General features: G+C 46.0%; 17 protein-coding genes and 1 riboswitch. Of the genes, 15 read left to right on the top strand and 2 right to left on the bottom strand.

Annotated features, from left to right (window positions below; genetic code table 11):
• Positions 1-21: 21 nt before the first annotated feature.
• Positions 22-681: a hypothetical protein gene (locus DEHRE_RS07435; RefSeq protein WP_019226726.1), complete on the bottom strand. Its 660-nt coding sequence runs from the start codon at positions 679-681 to the stop codon at positions 22-24.
• 219 nt (positions 682-900) lie between these two features.
• Positions 901-1,578, bottom strand: coding sequence for a C40 family peptidase (locus tag DEHRE_RS07430; RefSeq protein ID WP_019226727.1), 678 nt, complete (start codon positions 1,576-1,578; stop codon positions 901-903).
• Positions 1,579-1,830: 252 nt separating this feature from the next.
• Between DEHRE_RS07430 and DEHRE_RS07425 the strand changes: the two genes are divergently transcribed.
• The 15 genes from DEHRE_RS07425 to DEHRE_RS07365 all read left to right on the top strand — a co-directional run bounded on the left by DEHRE_RS07425 (position 1,831) and on the right by DEHRE_RS07365 (position 18,863).
• Entirely contained in the window at positions 1,831-2,784 is a 954-nt protein-coding gene (locus tag DEHRE_RS07425) for an alpha/beta hydrolase (protein WP_019226728.1), read from the top strand.
• 75 nt (positions 2,785-2,859) lie between these two features.
• Entirely contained in the window at positions 2,860-3,663 is an 804-nt protein-coding gene (locus tag DEHRE_RS15280) for a metallophosphoesterase (RefSeq protein ID WP_242836906.1), read from the top strand.
• Positions 3,660-4,832 (top strand): 5'-nucleotidase C-terminal domain-containing protein, encoded by a 1,173-nt coding sequence (locus DEHRE_RS15275; protein WP_242836905.1) that lies wholly within the window; start codon positions 3,660-3,662, stop codon positions 4,830-4,832. The genes DEHRE_RS15280 and DEHRE_RS15275 overlap by 4 nt, the downstream gene beginning before the upstream one ends.
• 252 nt (positions 4,833-5,084) lie before the next feature.
• Complete coding sequence (locus DEHRE_RS07415) at positions 5,085-6,239, top strand: metallophosphoesterase family protein (protein ID WP_025205698.1); 1,155 nt, start codon at positions 5,085-5,087, stop codon at positions 6,237-6,239.
• Positions 6,229-7,434: a coiled-coil domain-containing protein gene (locus DEHRE_RS15270; protein WP_242836903.1), complete on the top strand. Its 1,206-nt coding sequence runs from the start codon at positions 6,229-6,231 to the stop codon at positions 7,432-7,434. Before DEHRE_RS07415 ends, DEHRE_RS15270 begins: the two co-directional genes overlap by 11 nt.
• 1 nt (position 7,435) lies before the next feature.
• Positions 7,436-8,458: an AAA family ATPase gene (locus DEHRE_RS15265; RefSeq protein WP_242836901.1), complete on the top strand. Its 1,023-nt coding sequence runs from the start codon at positions 7,436-7,438 to the stop codon at positions 8,456-8,458.
• 80 nt (positions 8,459-8,538) lie between these two features.
• The gene (mutY, locus tag DEHRE_RS07405) at positions 8,539-9,621 is read left to right on the top strand and encodes an A/G-specific adenine glycosylase (protein WP_025205696.1); all 1,083 of its coding nucleotides are present in this window, start codon (positions 8,539-8,541) and stop codon (positions 9,619-9,621) included.
• A 55-nt stretch (positions 9,622-9,676) separates the two neighbouring features.
• The gene (locus DEHRE_RS07400; RefSeq protein ID WP_019226733.1) at positions 9,677-10,615 is read left to right on the top strand and encodes an AEC family transporter; all 939 of its coding nucleotides are present in this window, start codon (positions 9,677-9,679) and stop codon (positions 10,613-10,615) included.
• A 396-nt stretch (positions 10,616-11,011) separates the two neighbouring features.
• The gene (locus DEHRE_RS07395; protein WP_019226735.1) at positions 11,012-11,734 is read left to right on the top strand and encodes a PilZ domain-containing protein; all 723 of its coding nucleotides are present in this window, start codon (positions 11,012-11,014) and stop codon (positions 11,732-11,734) included.
• A complete protein-coding gene (locus tag DEHRE_RS07390) occupies positions 11,727-12,275 on the top strand; it encodes a helix-turn-helix domain-containing protein (protein WP_019226736.1) in 549 nt (182 codons plus the stop codon). The genes DEHRE_RS07395 and DEHRE_RS07390 overlap by 8 nt, the downstream gene beginning before the upstream one ends.
• Positions 12,276-12,288: 13 nt before the next feature.
• Positions 12,289-13,971 (top strand): AMP-binding protein, encoded by a 1,683-nt coding sequence (locus DEHRE_RS07385; protein WP_019226737.1) that lies wholly within the window; start codon positions 12,289-12,291, stop codon positions 13,969-13,971.
• A 183-nt stretch (positions 13,972-14,154) separates the two neighbouring features.
• Entirely contained in the window at positions 14,155-15,186 is a 1,032-nt protein-coding gene (locus DEHRE_RS07380) for an agmatine deiminase family protein (RefSeq protein ID WP_019226738.1), read from the top strand.
• A 230-nt stretch (positions 15,187-15,416) separates the two neighbouring features.
• Positions 15,417-16,298, top strand: a complete 882-nt coding sequence (gene aguB, locus DEHRE_RS07375) for an N-carbamoylputrescine amidase (RefSeq protein ID WP_019226739.1) — start codon at positions 15,417-15,419, stop codon at positions 16,296-16,298.
• A gap of 78 nt (positions 16,299-16,376) precedes the next feature.
• Positions 16,377-16,871, top strand: coding sequence for a LiaF transmembrane domain-containing protein (locus tag DEHRE_RS07370; protein ID WP_019226740.1), 495 nt, complete (start codon positions 16,377-16,379; stop codon positions 16,869-16,871).
• Between the two features lie 172 nt (positions 16,872-17,043).
• Positions 17,044-17,129: riboswitch (cyclic di-GMP riboswitch) on the top strand.
• Between the two features lie 60 nt (positions 17,130-17,189).
• Complete coding sequence (locus DEHRE_RS07365) at positions 17,190-18,863, top strand: diguanylate cyclase (RefSeq protein ID WP_019226741.1); 1,674 nt, start codon at positions 17,190-17,192, stop codon at positions 18,861-18,863.

Raw genomic sequence — 18,863 nt, 5'->3', positions numbered from 1 at the left:
TCTTGAAATAAATACCCAAATTTATTCTCGTGCCAATCGTTCTGCTTCGGCCTTCGCTGCCCGAAAGCAGTCTTTGATTTCTTCAGCGGCCAAGGCGGAGCCTTCCTTTTGCTTCCTGAAATATTGCATCAATACTTTGCCGATTGCATAGCAGCTAATAAACACAAGCGAGGCTGTTCCCGGCGTGCTGCTTGAGTCTGCGTCCAAGCCAACCCTGGTCAATCCTTCCAGACCATATTTGGCAGTAAGCGCAAGGCCGGCCTGCCCGGAAAGTTCGCGGAAAAGACGTTGGGCGTCCTCGGGAGCCAGCGTTTGACCGGATTCCTCCGCCAGGCGCAGCGTCAGATATACCTCTGTGATTTGAAGCAGGATGGTATCCTTGTGTTCAGCGGCCGAGGCGGCTGTGCCGGCTGTCAGGACAATCAGCCGGTGCATTCTGTCCCTGGTTTTATTTTGAGGGAGCTTATTTACGGCTTCCTCAATTTTATTTAGGTATTCTTCCGGCGTAATGGTTTCCGAACCACTGCAGACCGGACAGGATTCAGCATCATGAACATGAACGGCATGGCCGGTCTTCTGGGAATGGTCATGGCCACAGTTGCAGGATTGCTGATGCTGAGTGGAGTGATTGTGCCGATTAGGTTGATGATGCGAATGTTTTTTCGGATGGTTCGCAGGCATATGATGTCCTTTCTGTCCATAAAGGATAAGCTAGCAGACTGATTTGTGTTTTGTCTTAATATAACACAATCTGCGATTTTTTTTAAATACTTTTACTGATAAACGAATAAGCCACAAGGTCAGAAAAAATGAGAATGTCAGATATTATTCGATCCGGACATTCTCAATAAATGAATAAATATATTTCAGCCGACGAAATGAACATGATTCATATAACCACTAAATCACCCGTTTTGCCCCGAGATAGACAGATTTCCAATAGGTTCCGAAACTATAAACAGCAACACCTTTGGAGCTTGAAGCATTGATAAACTGGTTATTGCCAATGTAAATCCCCTCATGATCAACGACACCGTTTTTGGCAATTGAAAAGAAAACGATATCTCCCGGTTGTAAATTAGCGAAACTGACCGCTTTGCCAACCAGGTACTGGTCCCTGGAAATACGCGGCAGGGTAATGCCGTTTTGCGCAAAAACATATTGAACAAATCCGGAACAATCAAATCCAGTCGATGGGGAAGTACCTCCGTATTTGTAGGGGACACCAATGTATTTCTGGGCCGTCGCAACAATCGCGCTGGCTTTGACGCCCTGCGCTTTATTCGTATAGGCGGTGTTTATGGCTGAAGCCGTGATCGGCCCAACAATTCCGTCAGCCGATAAATTCTTGGCTTTCTGAAAAGCGATGACACCGGCTTGTGTTTTGAGTCCGAAAATTCCGTCCACTGTGCCGACGCTGTAACCCAGACAGTTAAGTTTGGTTTGTAGTTCTACGACATCCGACCCCGTCGAGCCTGTCTTCAGAAGTGTATCGCCGAGGGCAGCAGACGTTACCTGAGCTAAGCCGAGAATCAGGATTGCAGAAAGAAGCAGCGTAACAACCATTTTTTTCGTCATTGAAATCCTCCACGCGTCAAATTTTTTCATCTGGAATTCTGTACCGGTCTCGTTCGCTTCTTACCAGTATTTTAACAATTCATTGGAAAAAAGGCATGTCCAAAATTCTGGAAATATTTATAACGTGGGAAAAGGATGATAATTTGTCTTCAAGATGATATATTAGGTGTGATTCATTAAATGAATGTTTTCATTAAACGGATACACACACCTCGGATACCACACCTCTAATTTGCCGTAAGGGGAAATAGCATGAGAGAAAAGCAAAGCTACTGGAATATCCATCCTTCAGATCAAATATTTGCAACCAAATGGGAGCCGGATACGCTCCCCGCCAAAGCAATCATCTTGATTATCCACGGGATATCGGAGCATTCCGGCAGATATGCGCCGTTTGCCAGGGAGTTGACGGAGGCAGGGTACATTGTTTATGCCTACGACCAGAGAGGCCATGGCAAAACAACTGAAACCGCAGGCATGGAAGGATTTGCGGGTCAAGACGGCTGGAACCTTATGGTACATGATGTCTATGATTCTGTTGCTCTGATCAAAAAAGAAAATCCCGGACTGCCGTTGTTCATTTTTGGTCATAGTATGGGAAGCTTTATTCTTCAGCATTATATGCATCTCTATGGAGATGAGCAGGGAGTACAGGGGTTTATTTTATCCGGCCCGGGCGGAGACACGACGTTTATGCTGTATTTTGGCCGTTTTTTATGTCGGATGATAGCTCTGGTCAAAGGAAAGCTTTACAAAAGCAAATTCATTCACGAGCTGACTTTTAAAAACTTCAATGCCCGGTGCGCAGAAAACAGGACGGAATTTGACTGGCTTACCACCAATCTGCTTGTTGTCGATGAATATATTCAGGATAGTTACTGCGGGGGAACCTGTACTTTAGCGTTCTATCATGATTTTTTTGCCGGAATTTTGCAAGTACAAAAGAAGTCTAACATCAGGAAGATCCCGAAAGACATTCCGATTCTGATCCTCTCCGGCCAAATGGATCCTGTCGGCCACTACGGAGAAATTATCACAGCTCTGCGTCTGCGTTACCAACAAGCTGGAATCCGTGATGTTACTGTAAAGCAATATGAAAACTGCAGACATGAACTGCACAATGAAACGGACCGTTCTCAAGTTCTTCAGGATATAATTCAGTGGCTAAGTTCCAAGATTGGTAAGAATAACATAGCGCATAGATAGACGGATAGACGGATAGATAGATTGATTGACAGATAGGTAGACCGATAGCATAGATATAGAAATGAGGAGGGAAAGATGATGAAAAGGATCCAATTTGCTTTGGTTGCTTTCCTGATTGGCACAATGTTTGTTTTGCCCATTAATTCTCCTATTGCCTCGGCCGAAACTCAGAAGAGTATGACGATTTTGTTTACACATGACATGCATGATCATCTCCTGCCGGTCAAAGACGAACAAAACGGTGTGATAAATCAGTCAGGCGGATTTGCCAGACTCCAGAGCGCCATTGCTGCCGAGAAAGAGGGTGACCCGGATGCATTGCTCCTCGATGCCGGAGATTATTCCATGGGAACGCCATTTCAGACGATTTTTCGGACAGACTCCCCGGAGCTTCGCGTTATGGGGCAGATGGGGTATGATGTTGTAACCCCGGGTAATCACGAATATGACTACAGGGCTTCCGGACTGGCCGACAGCCTTCAGGCAGCTGTTGCTGCGCGGAAAAACGGGGAGATTTCGCCCCGGATCGTTCAGGCCAATATTGCCTTTCCGGCCAAGGAGGACGGCAGCTTAACGCCTTCGCTGGCAGCTCTGCAACAGGCTTATCAGGATTATGGGATCACCGAATACACCGTCGTTGAAAAGAATGGGGTAAAGATCGGTGTTTTTGGCCTGATTGGAAACGATGCGGCATCCAACGCACCGAAAGCCGAAGTGGAATTCACGGATCAAGTCGCGAACGCCGAACGGATCGTTTCGATCCTGAAAGACCAGGAAAAGGTTGATTTAATTGTCTGCTTATCCCATTCCGGGACCTGGGAAAAGGCATCCGAATCTGAAGACCAGATCCTGGCAAAAAAGTTCCCGATATTGATGTGATTATCAGTGGCCATACCCACACCAAACTTGAAGAACCGATCATCAAAGGCAAGACACTTATTTGTTCCGCCGGAGACAGCTGCAAGTACCTCGGTGTTTTGCAAATTTCTCAAAAATCCGGTTCTTCAGACTGGGGACTTGTCGCTTACCGTCTGCCGGCAATCGATGAAAGCCTGTCTGAGGATCAGCAGATTGCCGGTATTGTAAGTCAGTTCAAGCAGCAGGTTCAGGACAAATTCTTTACACCGTTTCAGTTAAATTATGATCAAGTGTTGGCAGAATCCCCCTATAACTTTCGGAAGGTCAACGACTTATTGAATACGCATCAGGAAGATCCATTGGCCAACCTGATTTCCGATGCCTACGTTTATGCTGTGAAGAAGGCGGAAGGTTCCGGCTATGTTCCGGTGGATGTCGCAGTTGTACCTGCCGGGACGATCAGAGGTACCTTCTTTAAAGGGGCGATCACGGCAGCAGACGCTTTTAGCGTAAGCTCCCTCGGGATCGGTCCGGATAATATTCCGGGGTATCCGCTGGTTTCTGTCTATTTAACCGGCCAGGAATTAAAGACCCTGTGCGAAGTAGATGCCTCGATCTCGCCGATGATGGCTGAAGCCCAGTTGTTCATGTCAGGTATTAACTTCACGTATAATCCAAACCGGATGATATTCAATAAGGTCACTGACGCCGTATTGCAGAAGCCGGACGGCTCTATTGAAGAGATTGACGATACCAAATTATACAGGGTGGTTGCTGGTTTGTATTCTGCTCAGATGCTTTCGATCGTCGGCGATAAATCTTACGGTCTATTATCGATTGTGCCGAAAACAGAAGAAGGTACGCCGGTTACAGATTTTGAAGCCCAGATCGTCAAAGACACAGCCGGAAATAATGCCGAAGTCAAAGAATGGCAGGCCCTCGCCTTATATCTTCAGTCATTTGCTAAAGTCGGCGGAGTTCCAACGATTTCCGATGATTACGGCATGGTACTTGGAAGAAAAGTGGTAGACAACAGTCATCATCCAATATCCCTGCTCGCCAATCCGAACAAAATAACCCTGACGGTCTACACTGTTGTTCTTGTTGTTATAGCGCTGATTATTTTTGCGATTTACAGGATCGCTGTCCGCCGCAGACGCTTGGCTCGAATCAACCAGAAATCTGTCTAAATGCGGTTTTTCTGTATGAAAATATGCAGAATCTTAGCCAGAAGATTTCTGGCTTTTATTTTCTATTTTTTATCGAGCTAAAAAGTAAGTTGCAATTGTAAGCAGGAATTTGCCGGGGTCTCCAAGAACTAACATAACAGCATACTTGGGAAATCGTATTGGCTGCAAACAGCCCGCTTGCTGCGATGTTTACATGGCTGGTAAGTGACGAGCGATTGATGTTTTGGTGTTATCAGGGTGAGGTGTGAAAAAATGGCGAGTACCATCCGTTTTGTGCATTGTGCCGGATTTCAATTTGACAGCCGTTCTTGGGAAGGACCGGCTTGCTGGACAGCAATGCGCAATCAGGACTTATGGCATACTTTCGAAGCCGTCCTGACGCTTTGCCAAAAAGAAAAAGTGGATTTTCTGTATGTGACAGGGGATTTATTCGACCAAGAGAATGCGCGTAAAGAAACGGTCGAACGTGTCTACAGGTCGTTCTCCGGCTTGAAGGACACCCGTGTCTTTATCACTCCTGGGGATAAGGATCCTTTGGTCATTTCTTCGGCCTACCGTTTTGCTGAATGGCCCGATAATGTTCATATCTTTGCGGGGGGCGTCAGCCATATTGAAATTCCGGCCAAAGGAACTGTCATCTATGGCTCGGGATGGACGAATTACCGTCAGGAGCGGATTGATCTGGGGATGATTCAGCCTGCCTTACACAACGTACCTATTCAGATGATGCTGCTCCATGCAGAGATAGCGTCCCCACAAAATACGGATAGGTTTATTCCTCTGGAACCAGAGACGATTACAGCAAGTGGTTTAACCTATCTGGCGTTAGGGCATCAGCAGAAATTCAGTGGGCTGCATCAGATCGGTGATACTTTCTGGGCAGATTGCGGATCACCTGAAGCCAGGAGTTTTCAGGACAGCGGACCGCATGGCGTGCTTTTTGGAGAAACAGACGGGAAATTGACACAGGTTGATTTTGTGGAACTTGGCAGACGGAACTATATTGAAAAGTTCTGGCCGCAGGCGGCTGAACCGAATGAGATTGCTAGCGGGCTTTTGGCGGATACAACGAAAGAAGAACGGCAAAGGGATTTGTTCCGGATTGTTCTGTCTGGGCCATATCTGGATCAGGAAAGTACAGTCCAGACTTTGCATCAGCTTCTCTCCGAAGACTTCAGCTACTTTGAGGTTTACCATACATCCCAGTCTGGTCCGGCTCTTTGCGCCGATGGCAATGTTATAAGACGCCAAACCAGCGGCTTCCCGGATTTAACCGAAGTATTCAGGAGAGAGATCCAAAAACGCCTTTCTTCAGAAAACCGGCCTGAAGAACAGCGGCGTTGGGAATTAGTTCAGAAAATTGGATTGGCCGCAATCAGTCAGGGACGGGAAGATTATGAGGATTGATAAGATTGGGCTGCAGGGGCATCCGCTGCTCGGGGATACGGAGTGGTCCTTACCCGGGGATTTTACGGTGCTGCATCTGGAGGAACCCGAACTGGCAAAAGCTTTGTATCAATTACTGCAGGAATACTATGACGACCGGGTATCGGCGGTACCGTCAGACAAGCGGAAAAGACAAGGATTGTCAGAAATCCTGCTTTCCGGTGAACAGACAGGTTTGCATATGACTTTTGAGGCAATCCGGCAGGGCGGCTTTATTGTCTGGCCGGATACCAATAAGCATGGTTTGTACCGAAGGGTCTCCAATCTCCAGCAGGTCGGAAATGAAGAGCTTTCCCTGGTACGGGTGCATGACGCCCTGGCCAGGGCAAAAGAACGCGTCGAAGAACAGGCGGATGGAATGGCTCAGGTCAAAGCCGAGTATGAGGCATTAAGACGAGATTGGGAAGAAGCAAACCACCGGCAGGAAGAACAGCGCTTTCTGCAGATCGAAATCAAAAACCTACAGGCTGAACAGCATCTCCTGACAGAAAAAATTGCTGAGATGAAAAAGGTTCAACAGCGGCTTATCATCCTGAGAGAGAACCCTGATTACCGGGAATTGCGTCGTCTGCAGGGGGAACTTGCCCGCCTCGAAGAACTGCGCAGGGATACCGGGATTCGATTGACGGCCGTTGTTCAGGATAAACAGGTTGACTGGGACATGATTGAAGGTTTGCGGGAAGAGTGTTATGCCTGGGCCTTGATTCAAAAAGAGGCAGAACAGGGCGAAGCTTTGATCACCCGGCAGACTCAGGCCATCCATGAGCTTCAGGATTCTCTAAGATCATCCGGCTATCGGCAACTGCCGGAAAATGAGGAGCAGCACTTACGCAGCGCCGAAGAAGAGCTTCGTGCCGCGCAGAAGGAGCTTGAAGGCTTTGCCGGTTTGGCTGATACCGCGAAGGAACTGGAAAGGTCTCTTTCTAAAGAAAAAGCCAAGCTCAAAAAATATGCGCTGATCGCCGGTGTGACTGACAAAGACCGACGTTCACTTGCCCGATCATACGCACGTCTGAAAAAATGGCAGGACTCTGTACTTGGACGCATGATTGACCGCAGGGTCATCCGGCGGTCCGGGGCAGTCAGTATTGAAGACCGATTGGCTTCACGTCTGACAAAGCTTCTGCAAAAATATCAGGCTGCAGACGGATTATAACGTGGTCAGGAAAAAAGCTGCAAGGGAAAAAGGACTGCTCAGAATCATCCTGTCCCACAGTCAGCGGCTGCAACAAGCTTTTAAGATGGTTAATGCAGCCGATTTTCCGTCCTGGAAAAGCGGTTGGGACGAGTACCAGCAAAAAAACAGCCATATCACGGAAATGCTTCAGACGCTGCAGGCACAGACAGGACAACAGCAGGAAACAGAACAGAAACTGCAGGAATATGCATCACAACTGCGCGAAAAATTGCAGAACCGGATCTCGTCTGATGCCGATATCGACGAGGTCTTTGAGGCCGTGCTGCTGATTGCGCGTGAACTGCGGATCAAAGAAGAAACTGAAAAAGAATATGATTTACTGAAAGAACAGTATGATATCGCCTTAAATAAGCGGAATCTGGATCAACTGTCCAGAACTTTGGAACCGCTTGCCGAACTGGAACGTGAAGCATGTCTGCCAGAAGAAGAAAGGTTGGCCGCCCTGGCGGCTTCCCGCCAGGCGCTTTCGGAGAGAAACAGCCGGCTACAGAAGATCCGTAAAGACCTTCAGGATAGTCAGGCTGTGAAAATTGACCATGACCTGGAGAAAAAACTTGGGAGCGTAAAACAGCAATGGCAGACCTATCAGGAATTACAGCATACCCTTGATGATACAGCGGAACTGCTTGAAGCCTCGCTGCAAAAATGGCAGACCGAGAACGGCATTGTTTTAAAGATTAAAGCGCAGCGGTTTTTGAGGCGGGCATTTTCGTTGAACCTGTCGGATAAAAAAGAAATGATGATGGCCGAAGCCTATTCGTATTATTTTGCTTACCGTCTGGCCCTTGCTGAAGCCGCTCTTGAGGACAGCAGCATTGAGATTCCTCTGTTCTTTCTGGCCGGATCAATGAACGGAACCGAGGGATTTTGGAAGAAAGCACTGGCTTATCTGCAGGAACTATCACGTTTCCGTCAGGTTATTTTTTGTACGGCGGATACCAGACTACGGAAAATAGCTGATCAGCTCTGCAGCAATGCCTGATCTTCTTACCAGTTACTTGTCAACTCTAAATGCATGTAACTAGCATTATCTAACATTGAGGCAAATAACAGGGAGGCAGTTTGAATAAATTAGCAGATCTAGTAGATAAACCAAAAGATATTCAGGAGAAACCGTTAGAGATTGCTGCGTTATTATTGACCTGGTATGACCAAAATAAAAGGGATCTGCCCTGGAGAAGAACGAACGACCCCTATACGGTTTGGTTATCGGAAATCATGCTTCAACAAACACGGGTCGATACGGTTATAGATTATTACCGGAGGTTCCTGGAACGGTTCCCGGATATTTGCAGCCTGGCTGATGCAGATGAAGAAGACGTTTTAACCTTATGGAAAGGTCTCGGCTACTACCGTCGGGCCAGGAACCTTCATCAGGCTGCCATCACGGTCCGCGACAGGTACGCTGGGAATTTTCCGCGCACTTTTCCGGAAATCCGCGCTTTGCCAGGAATCGGTGACTATACGGCTGGGGCTATTGCAAGTATTGCTTACAATCTGCCTTATCCGGCTGTCGACGGGAATGTACTGCGGGTCGCAACCCGTCTGCTGGGACTTGAAGATGACATCAGCCAGCAAAAAATCCAAAAGCAAATTGCGGAAATCATCGAAGAGATGATTCCCAAGGAAAGGGCAGGGGATTTTACCCAGGCGCTGATGGAACTTGGCGCAATGTGCTGTACACCCAATACTCCCGGTTGCCGGGATTGTCCCTGGCGTACCGTCTGTACGGCCCATCGTACGCACAGGGAGACTGTCCTGCCGGTTAAGAAAAAAGCAAAAAAAGCAACCTGCTTCAATTACTGGACGGCGCTTGTCTGTAACGACGGGGATATTCTAATGGAGTACCGCTGCAATACACAGCTGCTCGGCAACATGTGGGGACTGCCGCTCGTCCAAAAGGAATCTGGTTCTTCTGCGGAAGAACTGTTCCGTCGCGACTGGGAGTTAGATCTCCGATTTATTAAATACTTGGGCAGCGTTCGGCATGTTTTCACACATCAGGTCTGGCAAATGGATGTCATTTTGTTCTCGCTCAAGCCGGACTCGGAGGTAAAATCAGGGCTTGCCTGGATTTCCCGGGAGAAACTGAAGGACCTGCCGATTCCAAAAGCATTTCAAAAAGTACTTCAGCTTATGATATAATAATAAATTGTATAACTTTCGTAAAATTTCAGCTTAAACTATTGGAGAGAGAAAAGTGGAACTACAAGGCGTCTATAATCAACTGGGGATTTTGTTCTTAACGATTTTACTGGGTTATGTCCTGGCCAAAGTGAAGATTATTCCACCGGCAGCGACTCAGGTTTTTTCTAAATTTGTCCTGACAATTGCACTTCCGGCCTTGATCCTGTCCGGGATGAGAGTATCTTTTACTACGGAGAGGCTGCATACGGCACTTTTTGTTTTCTTGCTTACGATACCCTGCTACGGTCTTGCCTTTCTCGTCGGGAAACTGACAGCGAAGATCCTGACCAAAGATCTGACCAGAGAAGCCATCTTTAATTTTGGAATTGTTTTTGCAAATACAGGCTTTTTAGGTTTTCCGATATTTCAGGCGCTCTATGGCAAAGAAGCAATATTTTATGCTGCGATCTACAATATTATGTTTAACTTGTTGTTGTATACGCTTGGCATTAAAATCATGAATGCGAATAAAACCGAACATCCTACAAGGCTAAACCTGAAAAAAATTATTAATCCGGGCGTGGGTGCGAGTATCATCGGGTTCATTTTATTTATCACCGCTGTTCCGCTGCCCGAATTTATGACCGGCACGATCGATGCGATTGGAAATACCTGTGTTCCTCTGTCAATGCTGACCATCGGGGCGACATTAAGTGAACTGCCGCTTCAACGGATGTTCAGTGATATCGGTATTTATATCCTGTCGGTCGTCAGATTGCTTGTGATGCCGTTATTAACCCTGGTTTTGGTCAAATATATCTTTCAGATTGATCAGATGTGGCTAATTGCCATCCCGGTCATCATGGCCGGCATGCCTATTGCAACCAATACGGTTTTAATGGCGATTGAATACAAAAATGATGCACGTCTGGCATCACAGACGGTGCTGATTTCAACCTTGCTTAGCTGTTTATCAATTCCATTGCTGATACTTGTGCTGTCTCATTTTTAACAGCATCCCTTTTACAATGTATAGAATATCCATAATATGGATAAAATGATCCTATAACATGTGAGGGAGGATCGGTATGGGCGACAAAAATCCAAAGAATATTATGAAACAAAAAAGAAAAAACAGAAAAGAAACCCGAAACACTTTATCCGGAAAATAATCTGTAAAACTTGTAACGATAAAACTCAATATTTCTGCATTGTGTTTTTTAGCAATACCAGAGTCTCCAAATCAATGTTTGGACTTTGGTATTTTTTTGTCCGGACTCATCCGTGGCATATTATTCGCAAATTTTTGCGGGTACATTCGTTGTGGTTCTATCCAACATCATGTAAAATGGTATTTATCAGAAAAACGCATTGACATGATTTTCAAACTGTTTCATGAGGTGATTGGATGGAAGACTTTCAGGAAAAGCGGAAGTATTTCCGTGTCGATTTGATCCATGATATTCCAGCCACAGCGAAGATTTCCTCGATTAACAACCGGAAGGTCGAAGTGGAGAAAACATTTCCGATTGCAATCCTGGATTTGAGCACAGGTGGGATATATGCTTTTTTCCCAGTGGATATTCCAGTCAATATTGTCATTATCGATATCATGTTTACGTTTGAAAATGAAGAATTTTCATTTAATGCGCTGATTATTCGCAAGACCCCCAAAGATGACGGCTTTGAATACGGGATGAAATTCCTTTTTCATTCCCAGAAAGATGAAAGCCGGATCACCCGATGTCTGAATCAATATAAAATCAAGCACACCCGCTTTATGAAGATTCAGCTTGATTTACGCAAACAGAAATACATCGGATGCTTTGTCAAGGGCTTGGAGCTGATCGAAGAACCGGCTTATCTGATTACCAGCCGCCGGATCGTTGTCGCCACAAATAAGGCAGCGCAGGACAGCGGTGTCAAACTTGGCGAGCGCTGTTATTCCACGGTCGCCAAACGGCATCATGCCTGCCCATTCTGCCTGCTGGAAGATGCCAAAAAAGCGGATCATCTTCTCGAGACAAATGCCGTTGTGCAGGAACAAAGGTGTAAGGCCCGCTGGCTGTACCTCGAGGATCATTACATGATCCACTATTTCACGCGAAAGGAAGGCTTGAAAGATGAATGAAAAGGTGAGGGATATTGCCGAGAGAATTAAAGGCTTAAGATTACTTACCGGTTGGGCCGAAGAAGAGGCTGCGCGTAAAATCGGACTACCTGTTCAAGAATATCTGAAGTATGAAAAAGGAGAAGATGATATTCCGATCAGTATTCTCTATGAAATTGCCGATTGTTATCAGGTCGATTTAACGGATGTTCTTACCGGTGTCTCGCCCAAACTGCATGATGTCTGCTTCATCAAAAAGGGTAAGGGTCTCAAAGTTGAACGGTATGACCAGTATGATTTTCAGAGTCTGGCTTATCAGTACGTTAACAGAAAAATTGAACCGCTGCTGGTGACCCTGGATGCAGAAAATAGTCCTGAACTTGTTTCCCATCACGGACAGGAATTTAACTTCTGTCTGGAAGGCAAGATGAAAGTCATCATCGGCAGTATGGAATATGTGCTGGACCCGGGAGACTCTCTGTATTTTAATTCCTTGATTCCACATAAAATGCTAGCCCTCGAAAAAAGATCAGCAAAATTTTTAACCGTCATACTTTTATAAAGGATGTGAACAGATGAACCTCGCTTCAAGATATATCGGGAAAACCGATTTTGATTCTTATGAAGATTTTTGTGCGAATTATCAAGTGAAAGTACCTGACAATTTCAATTTTGCGTATGATATCGTCGATGAATATGCCCGTCTGGAACCAGAGCGTCCAGCGCTGGTCTGGTGCGACGACCACGATAATGAACGGATATTTACCTTTGCCGATCTGAAAAAATACTCGGATAAAACGGCGAACATGTTAAGCGAAGCCGGGATCCGTAAAGGCGACAAAGTCATGCTGATCCTGAGAAGGCGTTATGAAGTGTACATAGCGATTCTGGCTCTGGCCAAAATCGGCGCGATCTATATTCCTTCTTCCAATCAGCTTACGCAGAAGGATATTATTTATCGAAATAATGCCGCATCGATTAAAGCGATCATCGCCTATCATGATCCGGTAATTCTCGACCATGTCGAAGCTTCCAGGGAAGAATCATCAACGCTCCAGACGCTGTTTCTGGTCGGTGCTAAGCGTCCCGGCTGGGTTGATTTTGACAGCAGCATGGAGGCTGCTTCCGAAAACTGGGTCCGGCCGACAGGTGCTGACGCGACAACGAATGACGATACAATGATCATCTATTTCACGTCAGGGACCACGAGCATGCCAAAAATGGCCATTCAGAGCTTCACCTATCCGCTTGGTCATATTGTGACGGCTAAATACTGGCAGCGCGTCGTGGACGGCGGGCTGCACCTGACGGTTTCCGATTCCGGCTGGGCTAAATTCGGCTGGGGGAAAATTTACGGCCAGTGGATTTGCGGTGCGGTGCAGTTTGTCTATGATATGGATAAGTTTATCCCGGAAAAGCTTTTGGAAATGATGCAAAAATATAAGCTGTCCACGTTTTGCGCACCTCCGACAATTTATCGTTTTCTGCTTGAACACAATCTCGAAAAATATAATCTGTCCTCGATTGTTCACTGCTCCACAGCCGGAGAACCTTTAAATCCGGATGTCTTTAACCGTTTTAAAAGCATTACCGGCTTAAGCATCTTAAATGGATTTGGCCAGAGCGAGACAACCGTGCTGGTTGCCAACTTTGAATGGCTGGATATCTATCCGGGAGCAATGGGCAAACCGAACCCGGCTTACAAGATCGATGTGGTCGATGAAAACGGAGCTCCATGCCCTCCGGGAGTCGAAGGAGAACTGGTCATCCGCGAGGCTGATTCCAATAAACCTGCCGGATTGTTCTGTGGGTACTACATGGATGAAACTGCTACCCATAAAGTGTGGTATGACGATACATACCACACAGGGGATATGGCCTACTGGGATGAACACGGCTTTTTATGGTTTGTTGGCCGCAATGATGATGTCATCAAGGCGTCCGGCTATAGGATCAGTCCTTTTGAAGTTGAAAGTGCACTAATTGAGCATCCCGCAGTCGTGGAGTGTGCTGTGACCGGCGCGCCGGATGCTGTTAGGGGAACGGTCGTCAAAGCGACTGTTGTGCTGGCCAAAGGCTATACGGCTTCTGAATTGTTAAAAAAAGAGATCCAAAACTATGTCAAAAAGGTGACGGCTCCGTATAAATACCCGAGAATTCTCGAATTTGTCGACGAACTGCCGAAGACGATCGGCGGCAAGATCAAACGCGCCCAGATCCGGCGTGAAGACACGGAAAAGTTTCAAGATAAAGAATAACTTTAACGTATACCCATCAATCATTGAATATTGTCTGATGCACCCCACAATCATCGTGGGGTGATTTTATGCCTTGAAAAGTAGTTGGATTTTCATGTAAAATGAACCATAAATAATCATCATGACAAAAGTAGATTTGAAAGTAATGATGATATATGTTGTTGCTAAAGAAAGGATAAACTGATGTTTCCGAGCGATTTAAAATATAGAATGCCTGCGGAATGGGCCAGACACGAACGTACCTTTATTTCCTGGCCGGTCGGGGCATCAATGTGTCATCCGGAAAATTACGAGGCTGTTTGCGAGGGTTATACCGACATTATTCGAGCTATCGGGGAATTTGAACCCGTCACCGTATTGGTAAACCCCAAAGAACGATTGCTGCTCGAAGGCCGCTTTCGGAACAGGCAGATCGAGCTCCTGCCGTTGGCGCATAATGATGCCTGGCTTCGGGATAACGGGCCGACGTTTATCGTCAATGATCAGGGAGATATAGCCGGCATCAACTGGCACTTCAATGCCTGGGGCGGCAAATATCCGGACTGGGATCTGGACAACCAGGTCGCACCGCAAATATTGAAGCACCTCGGCCTGAAACCGTTTGATGCGCCGCTGATTATGGAAGGCGGCTCGTTGCACGTGGATGGAGAAGGTACACTCTTGACAACGGCCGAATGCCTGCTCAATCCGAACCGCAACCCTGATCTTTCCCGGGAGCAGATTACGGAACTATTGAAGAAATATTTGAGTATCCACAAAGTCATCTGGCTGGGAAAAGGCTTATGTGGAGATGAAACAGACGGACATGTCGACAATATCGCCTGTTTTGCTTCGCCTGGCAAAATCCTGATTCAGGTCTGTGATGACCCTTGCGATCCGAATTATGCGATTACCCGGGAAAACCTTGCGGTGTTAAGCCGAGAAACGGATGCCAGAGGAAGAACCTTTGAAATCATCCCAATACAGCAGCCTCCCGCCGTATTTGCCGACGGTAAACGCCTGACGCTGAGTTATCTGAACTTTTACTTTGTCAACGGCGGAATTATTTTACCTGTATTTGGCGGCCAGGCTGCCGAAACAGATGCCCTGGCTATTCGGACCCTGAGCGGGATCTTTCCAGAAAGACGGATCCGCACCATTAATGGAATGGCAATTATTGGGGAAGGCGGCAATGTTCACTGTACAACCCAGCAGATGCCTGCTGTAAACCATTGAAGGTCAGTGTATGAATTGCCCGACAATATATACCAAAATCTGAAATAAAAATATAAACAAAGAGGAGAACGTAGCAGATACATCTGTTATATGTTGCGCTCTTCTGCGTTGTGGTTTTTTTCTGCATCATGTAAAATAGAAAATGCATACAAATTAACAAAATAGTAGAAACACCTGTAAGATCAGGTTCAGAACACACCGAAATCAGGCATTGGGAAGGAATATTAACGATGAGAAACGTCAAAGTGGCAGCAACCCAGATGCGCTGCACCAGTAACGTTGAAGAAAATATTGCGGGGGCGGAGACACTGGTCAGGGAGGCAGCAGCCCGGGGCGCGCAGATCATCCTATTGCAGGAGTTGTTCGAAACCCCGTATTTTTGTCAGAAAGAAAAATCGGATTTTTACCTTTATGCAGCAGAGCTAGAAGATAATCAAGCAGTCAGACATTTCCGGAAAATTGCCAGAGAGCTGGAGATCGTCCTGCCGATCAGTTTTTATGAGAAGAAAAACTACGCGCGCTATAATACGATTGCCGTGATTGATGCCGATGGTGAGATCCTCGGCAAATACAGAAAGAGTCATATCCCCGACGGGCCGGGCTATGAGGAAAAATTCTATTTTAACCCCGGTGATACAGGCTTTAAAGTCTGGCAAACGCGCTACGCCAAGATTGGAGTCGGCGTCTGTTGGGATCAATGGTACCCGGAAGCTGCCCGCTGCATGACCCTGATGGGGGCGGAGATCCTGTTATATCCGACAGCCATCGGTTCAGAACCGATGGATCAGGCGATCGATTCCAAAGACCATTGGCAGGCCTGCATGCTCGGCCATGCTGCCGCGAACCTGATCCCTGTGGTCGCATCCAACCGGATTGGTGTCGAGGAAGAGGATGATTCCAAAATCACCTTCTATGGTTCTTCTTTCATTGCCGGACCGCAGGGTAATAAGATAGCGGAGGCTGGACGAAACGAAGAAGCGGTTCTAATCGCGGAATTTGATCTGGACCAGCTCGAGGTTCAGCGGCTGGAGTGGGGGATCTTTAGAGACCGCCGGCCTGATCTATATGGAAGGATTTCTTCCTACGACGGGGAACTTTATTTATCAAAATAATCCATTATCTAACACGAATTTGTAGTTCTTAAATCTCGAGTATCTTATTAACCTTTATAAGGTGAGAGGAGGCTCTATATGAACAAAAGCGGCTTATTTTGGGGAATCATTCTAATCCTTACAGGAGGCTTGCTGCTTATAGATAATCTTGGCAACTGGCAAATCTTCAGTATGGAATTTCTTTGGCCGGTATTGATCCTTATTCTCGGGCTTGCTTTTGAATTCAACTATTTCAGTAAGAAAGAAAGCCCCGGATTGCTAGTTCCCGGTGGTATCCTTACCGTTATTGGTCTGTTGTTCATCTTTGAGACTTTTACACACTGGCAATTTTCCGGATATACCTGGCCGGTCTATCCGCTGGCTGTTGCAGTCGGTCTATTTCAACTCTATTTATTTTCCGGACGCCCGCGCGGTCTGCTGGTGCCTGTTTTTATTCTAACCGCTCTAGCGTGCATATCCTTTACTGGGATGTTTGTAACGTCAATTCAGCGCTATATAGATCTAGGCCTGGTGGTCCCGATCCTGCTGATTCTGGCAGGTCTGATCCTGATCATCCAAAGGAAAAAAACATGAACTAAATTTGGAAACCATGTAAGAAGAATCTGATCTGGATGATAATATCTATTGCATAATATTAATCAATAAATGTATGAATAGTCAGACTCTGAATATTCATACATTTATTGATTATTCATACATTTATTGACAGATTTCGTGTATTTTACTATAATTGAGTTAAAATCATATGATCCATTGGCAAACCTGTTGAAAAGCAGGGACGCAAAGCTACGAGTCTAAGTGCTGAAGCATATTGACAGTCGGGTTGCACACAGAAGATGAAAACCGCGGCTGCTTTGGCCGCGATTTTTTTTTCTGAGGAGGGGATTTAATATGACAGCGGATTCCATCGTTGCAGCCAGTATTTCAATTACCCTGGTCTTGTTGATATCTTACGGATTTTTATATTTTTCCGAGAAGAAACATTATTTCTTAGCATGGAGTCTTTCTGTCTTGATGCTCATGATAACCTATCTTTCCAGAACTGCATTGCTGGAAACCGACAGCCCGTCCGTGGTGCTTCAGATTATCAACTATGCCTCTTCGATCGCAGGGTACTGGCTGATATTCAAGGGTACGCTGTTGTTTTTTAGCAGAAGCTACCCGGTGTTTTGGGATATCGGCACGGGCTTTCTGATCGTTGCTTTTATATGTATTGCTGTTCAGGGAATCTCGGCAACCGCTCTTTTACTTCTATCTGTTGTCTGGATCATTGCATTATTATCCAAAGCTGCTATGACATGCTTAAAAGCAAAAACACCACAAGGCCCGATCCGAATAATACTTGGCTATACCTATATTTTTTGGGCCTTGTCGATTTTACTTTATCCGTTGTGCAAATTAATTAACGTTATTTCACCGTCTGTAGGTTATTTAGTTGCCGGTGTTGTTGGTCTGCTTGCTTATCTTAATATGCAGGCCCTGTATTTTCAAAGCATCCGGGAGGAGCTCGAAAGCAAAGAAGCAAATATCAGAAAACTTGTCATTTATGATAAATTAACGGGGGCCTACAGCCGTACCTATTTTGAAAATGTGCTGGAAGATTTCCTTGATAAAACCCTCATGCCTGCAACATTGGCCATGGGGGATTTTAATGGTCTGAAACTGATCAACGACACCTTTGGTCATGAAAAAGGGGATGAATTGCTTGCTGACGGGATCAGAATCATGCAAGAGACGATCGGCACTGAGAATGTGATTATCCGATGGGGCGGGGACGAATTTATCATTATCATGCCTGGTGTGCCGCTTGATCAGGCCGGCGTGTTTTTAAACAATATTAAAAATAATTTAAAAATCTCCCGCCCGCAAACGGTACCAATAGATATCTCGTTTGGCCTGACGGTTTATGAGAACAGGGAACAACCCCTGGCAAAAATGATCAGCCAGGCTGAGGAAAAAATGTATAGCAACAAATTAAATGAAAGCAAGAAATCCCGCCTTGCCATCATCGAGTTCCTGGAAAAACTGCTCTGGGAAAAAGATTATCAGACGGAAGCCCATGTCATGAGGCTGAAAAGTCTGGTCAGTAAATTCGGCAGTCAGATCGGCCTGTCCCCAAGAGAGATCGTCGAATTGGTCCAAGTTGCAATGCTGCATGATATCGGCAAGATCGGTGTTCCGGGGGAAATCTTAAAAAAACAAGGTGACTTGACCCCGGAAGAATGGAGCATTATGAAAAAACATTCCGAAATCGGCTATCGGATCACGCAGTCGTCCAGGGAATTAGCGCATGTCTCAGAAGCCGTTCTCGGTCATCATGAATGGTGGAATGGAAAAGGTTACCCGCAGGGGCTGAAAGAAGATGAAATCCCGCTGTTCTCGAGGATAGTTTCTATTGTTGATTCCTACGATGTGATCACGCATGAAAGGCCCTATAAACGGGCCATGGACCCCTATAGTGCACTTGTTGAAATCAATAAGTGCGCCGGCAAACAATTTGATCCGTATCTGGTTACTGTTTTTAACAAGATTATGCAGGAAGACCTTGTTGTGAATGATAGGTAA

This window comes from Dehalobacter restrictus DSM 9455, from assembly GCF_000512895.1.
GTDB lineage: Bacteria > Bacillota > Desulfitobacteriia > Desulfitobacteriales > Syntrophobotulaceae > Dehalobacter > Dehalobacter restrictus.
Note: the sequence above shows the minus strand (reverse complement) of the source record. Positions and strands in the feature narration are given on the sequence as shown.

Excerpts from the sequence above, each read along its gene's own strand:
- DEHRE_RS07435 (WP_019226726.1), bottom strand. The coding sequence starts at position 681 with ATGCCTGCGAACCATCCGAAAAAACATTCGCATCATCAACCTAATCGG.
- DEHRE_RS07430 (WP_019226727.1), bottom strand. The coding sequence starts at position 1,578 with ATGACGAAAAAAATGGTTGTTACGCTGCTTCTTTCTGCAATCCTGATT.
- DEHRE_RS07425 (WP_019226728.1), top strand. The coding sequence starts at position 1,831 with ATGAGAGAAAAGCAAAGCTACTGGAATATCCATCCTTCAGATCAAATA.
- DEHRE_RS15280 (WP_242836906.1), top strand. The coding sequence starts at position 2,860 with ATGATGAAAAGGATCCAATTTGCTTTGGTTGCTTTCCTGATTGGCACA.
- DEHRE_RS07415 (WP_025205698.1), top strand. The coding sequence starts at position 5,085 with ATGGCGAGTACCATCCGTTTTGTGCATTGTGCCGGATTTCAATTTGAC.
- DEHRE_RS15270 (WP_242836903.1), top strand. The coding sequence starts at position 6,229 with ATGAGGATTGATAAGATTGGGCTGCAGGGGCATCCGCTGCTCGGGGAT.
- DEHRE_RS07395 (WP_019226735.1), top strand. The coding sequence starts at position 11,012 with ATGGAAGACTTTCAGGAAAAGCGGAAGTATTTCCGTGTCGATTTGATC.
- DEHRE_RS07390 (WP_019226736.1), top strand. The coding sequence starts at position 11,727 with ATGAATGAAAAGGTGAGGGATATTGCCGAGAGAATTAAAGGCTTAAGA.
- DEHRE_RS07385 (WP_019226737.1), top strand. The coding sequence starts at position 12,289 with ATGAACCTCGCTTCAAGATATATCGGGAAAACCGATTTTGATTCTTAT.
- DEHRE_RS07380 (WP_019226738.1), top strand. The coding sequence starts at position 14,155 with ATGTTTCCGAGCGATTTAAAATATAGAATGCCTGCGGAATGGGCCAGA.
- aguB (WP_019226739.1), top strand. The coding sequence starts at position 15,417 with ATGAGAAACGTCAAAGTGGCAGCAACCCAGATGCGCTGCACCAGTAAC.
- DEHRE_RS07370 (WP_019226740.1), top strand. The coding sequence starts at position 16,377 with ATGAACAAAAGCGGCTTATTTTGGGGAATCATTCTAATCCTTACAGGA.
- DEHRE_RS07365 (WP_019226741.1), top strand. The coding sequence starts at position 17,190 with ATGACAGCGGATTCCATCGTTGCAGCCAGTATTTCAATTACCCTGGTC.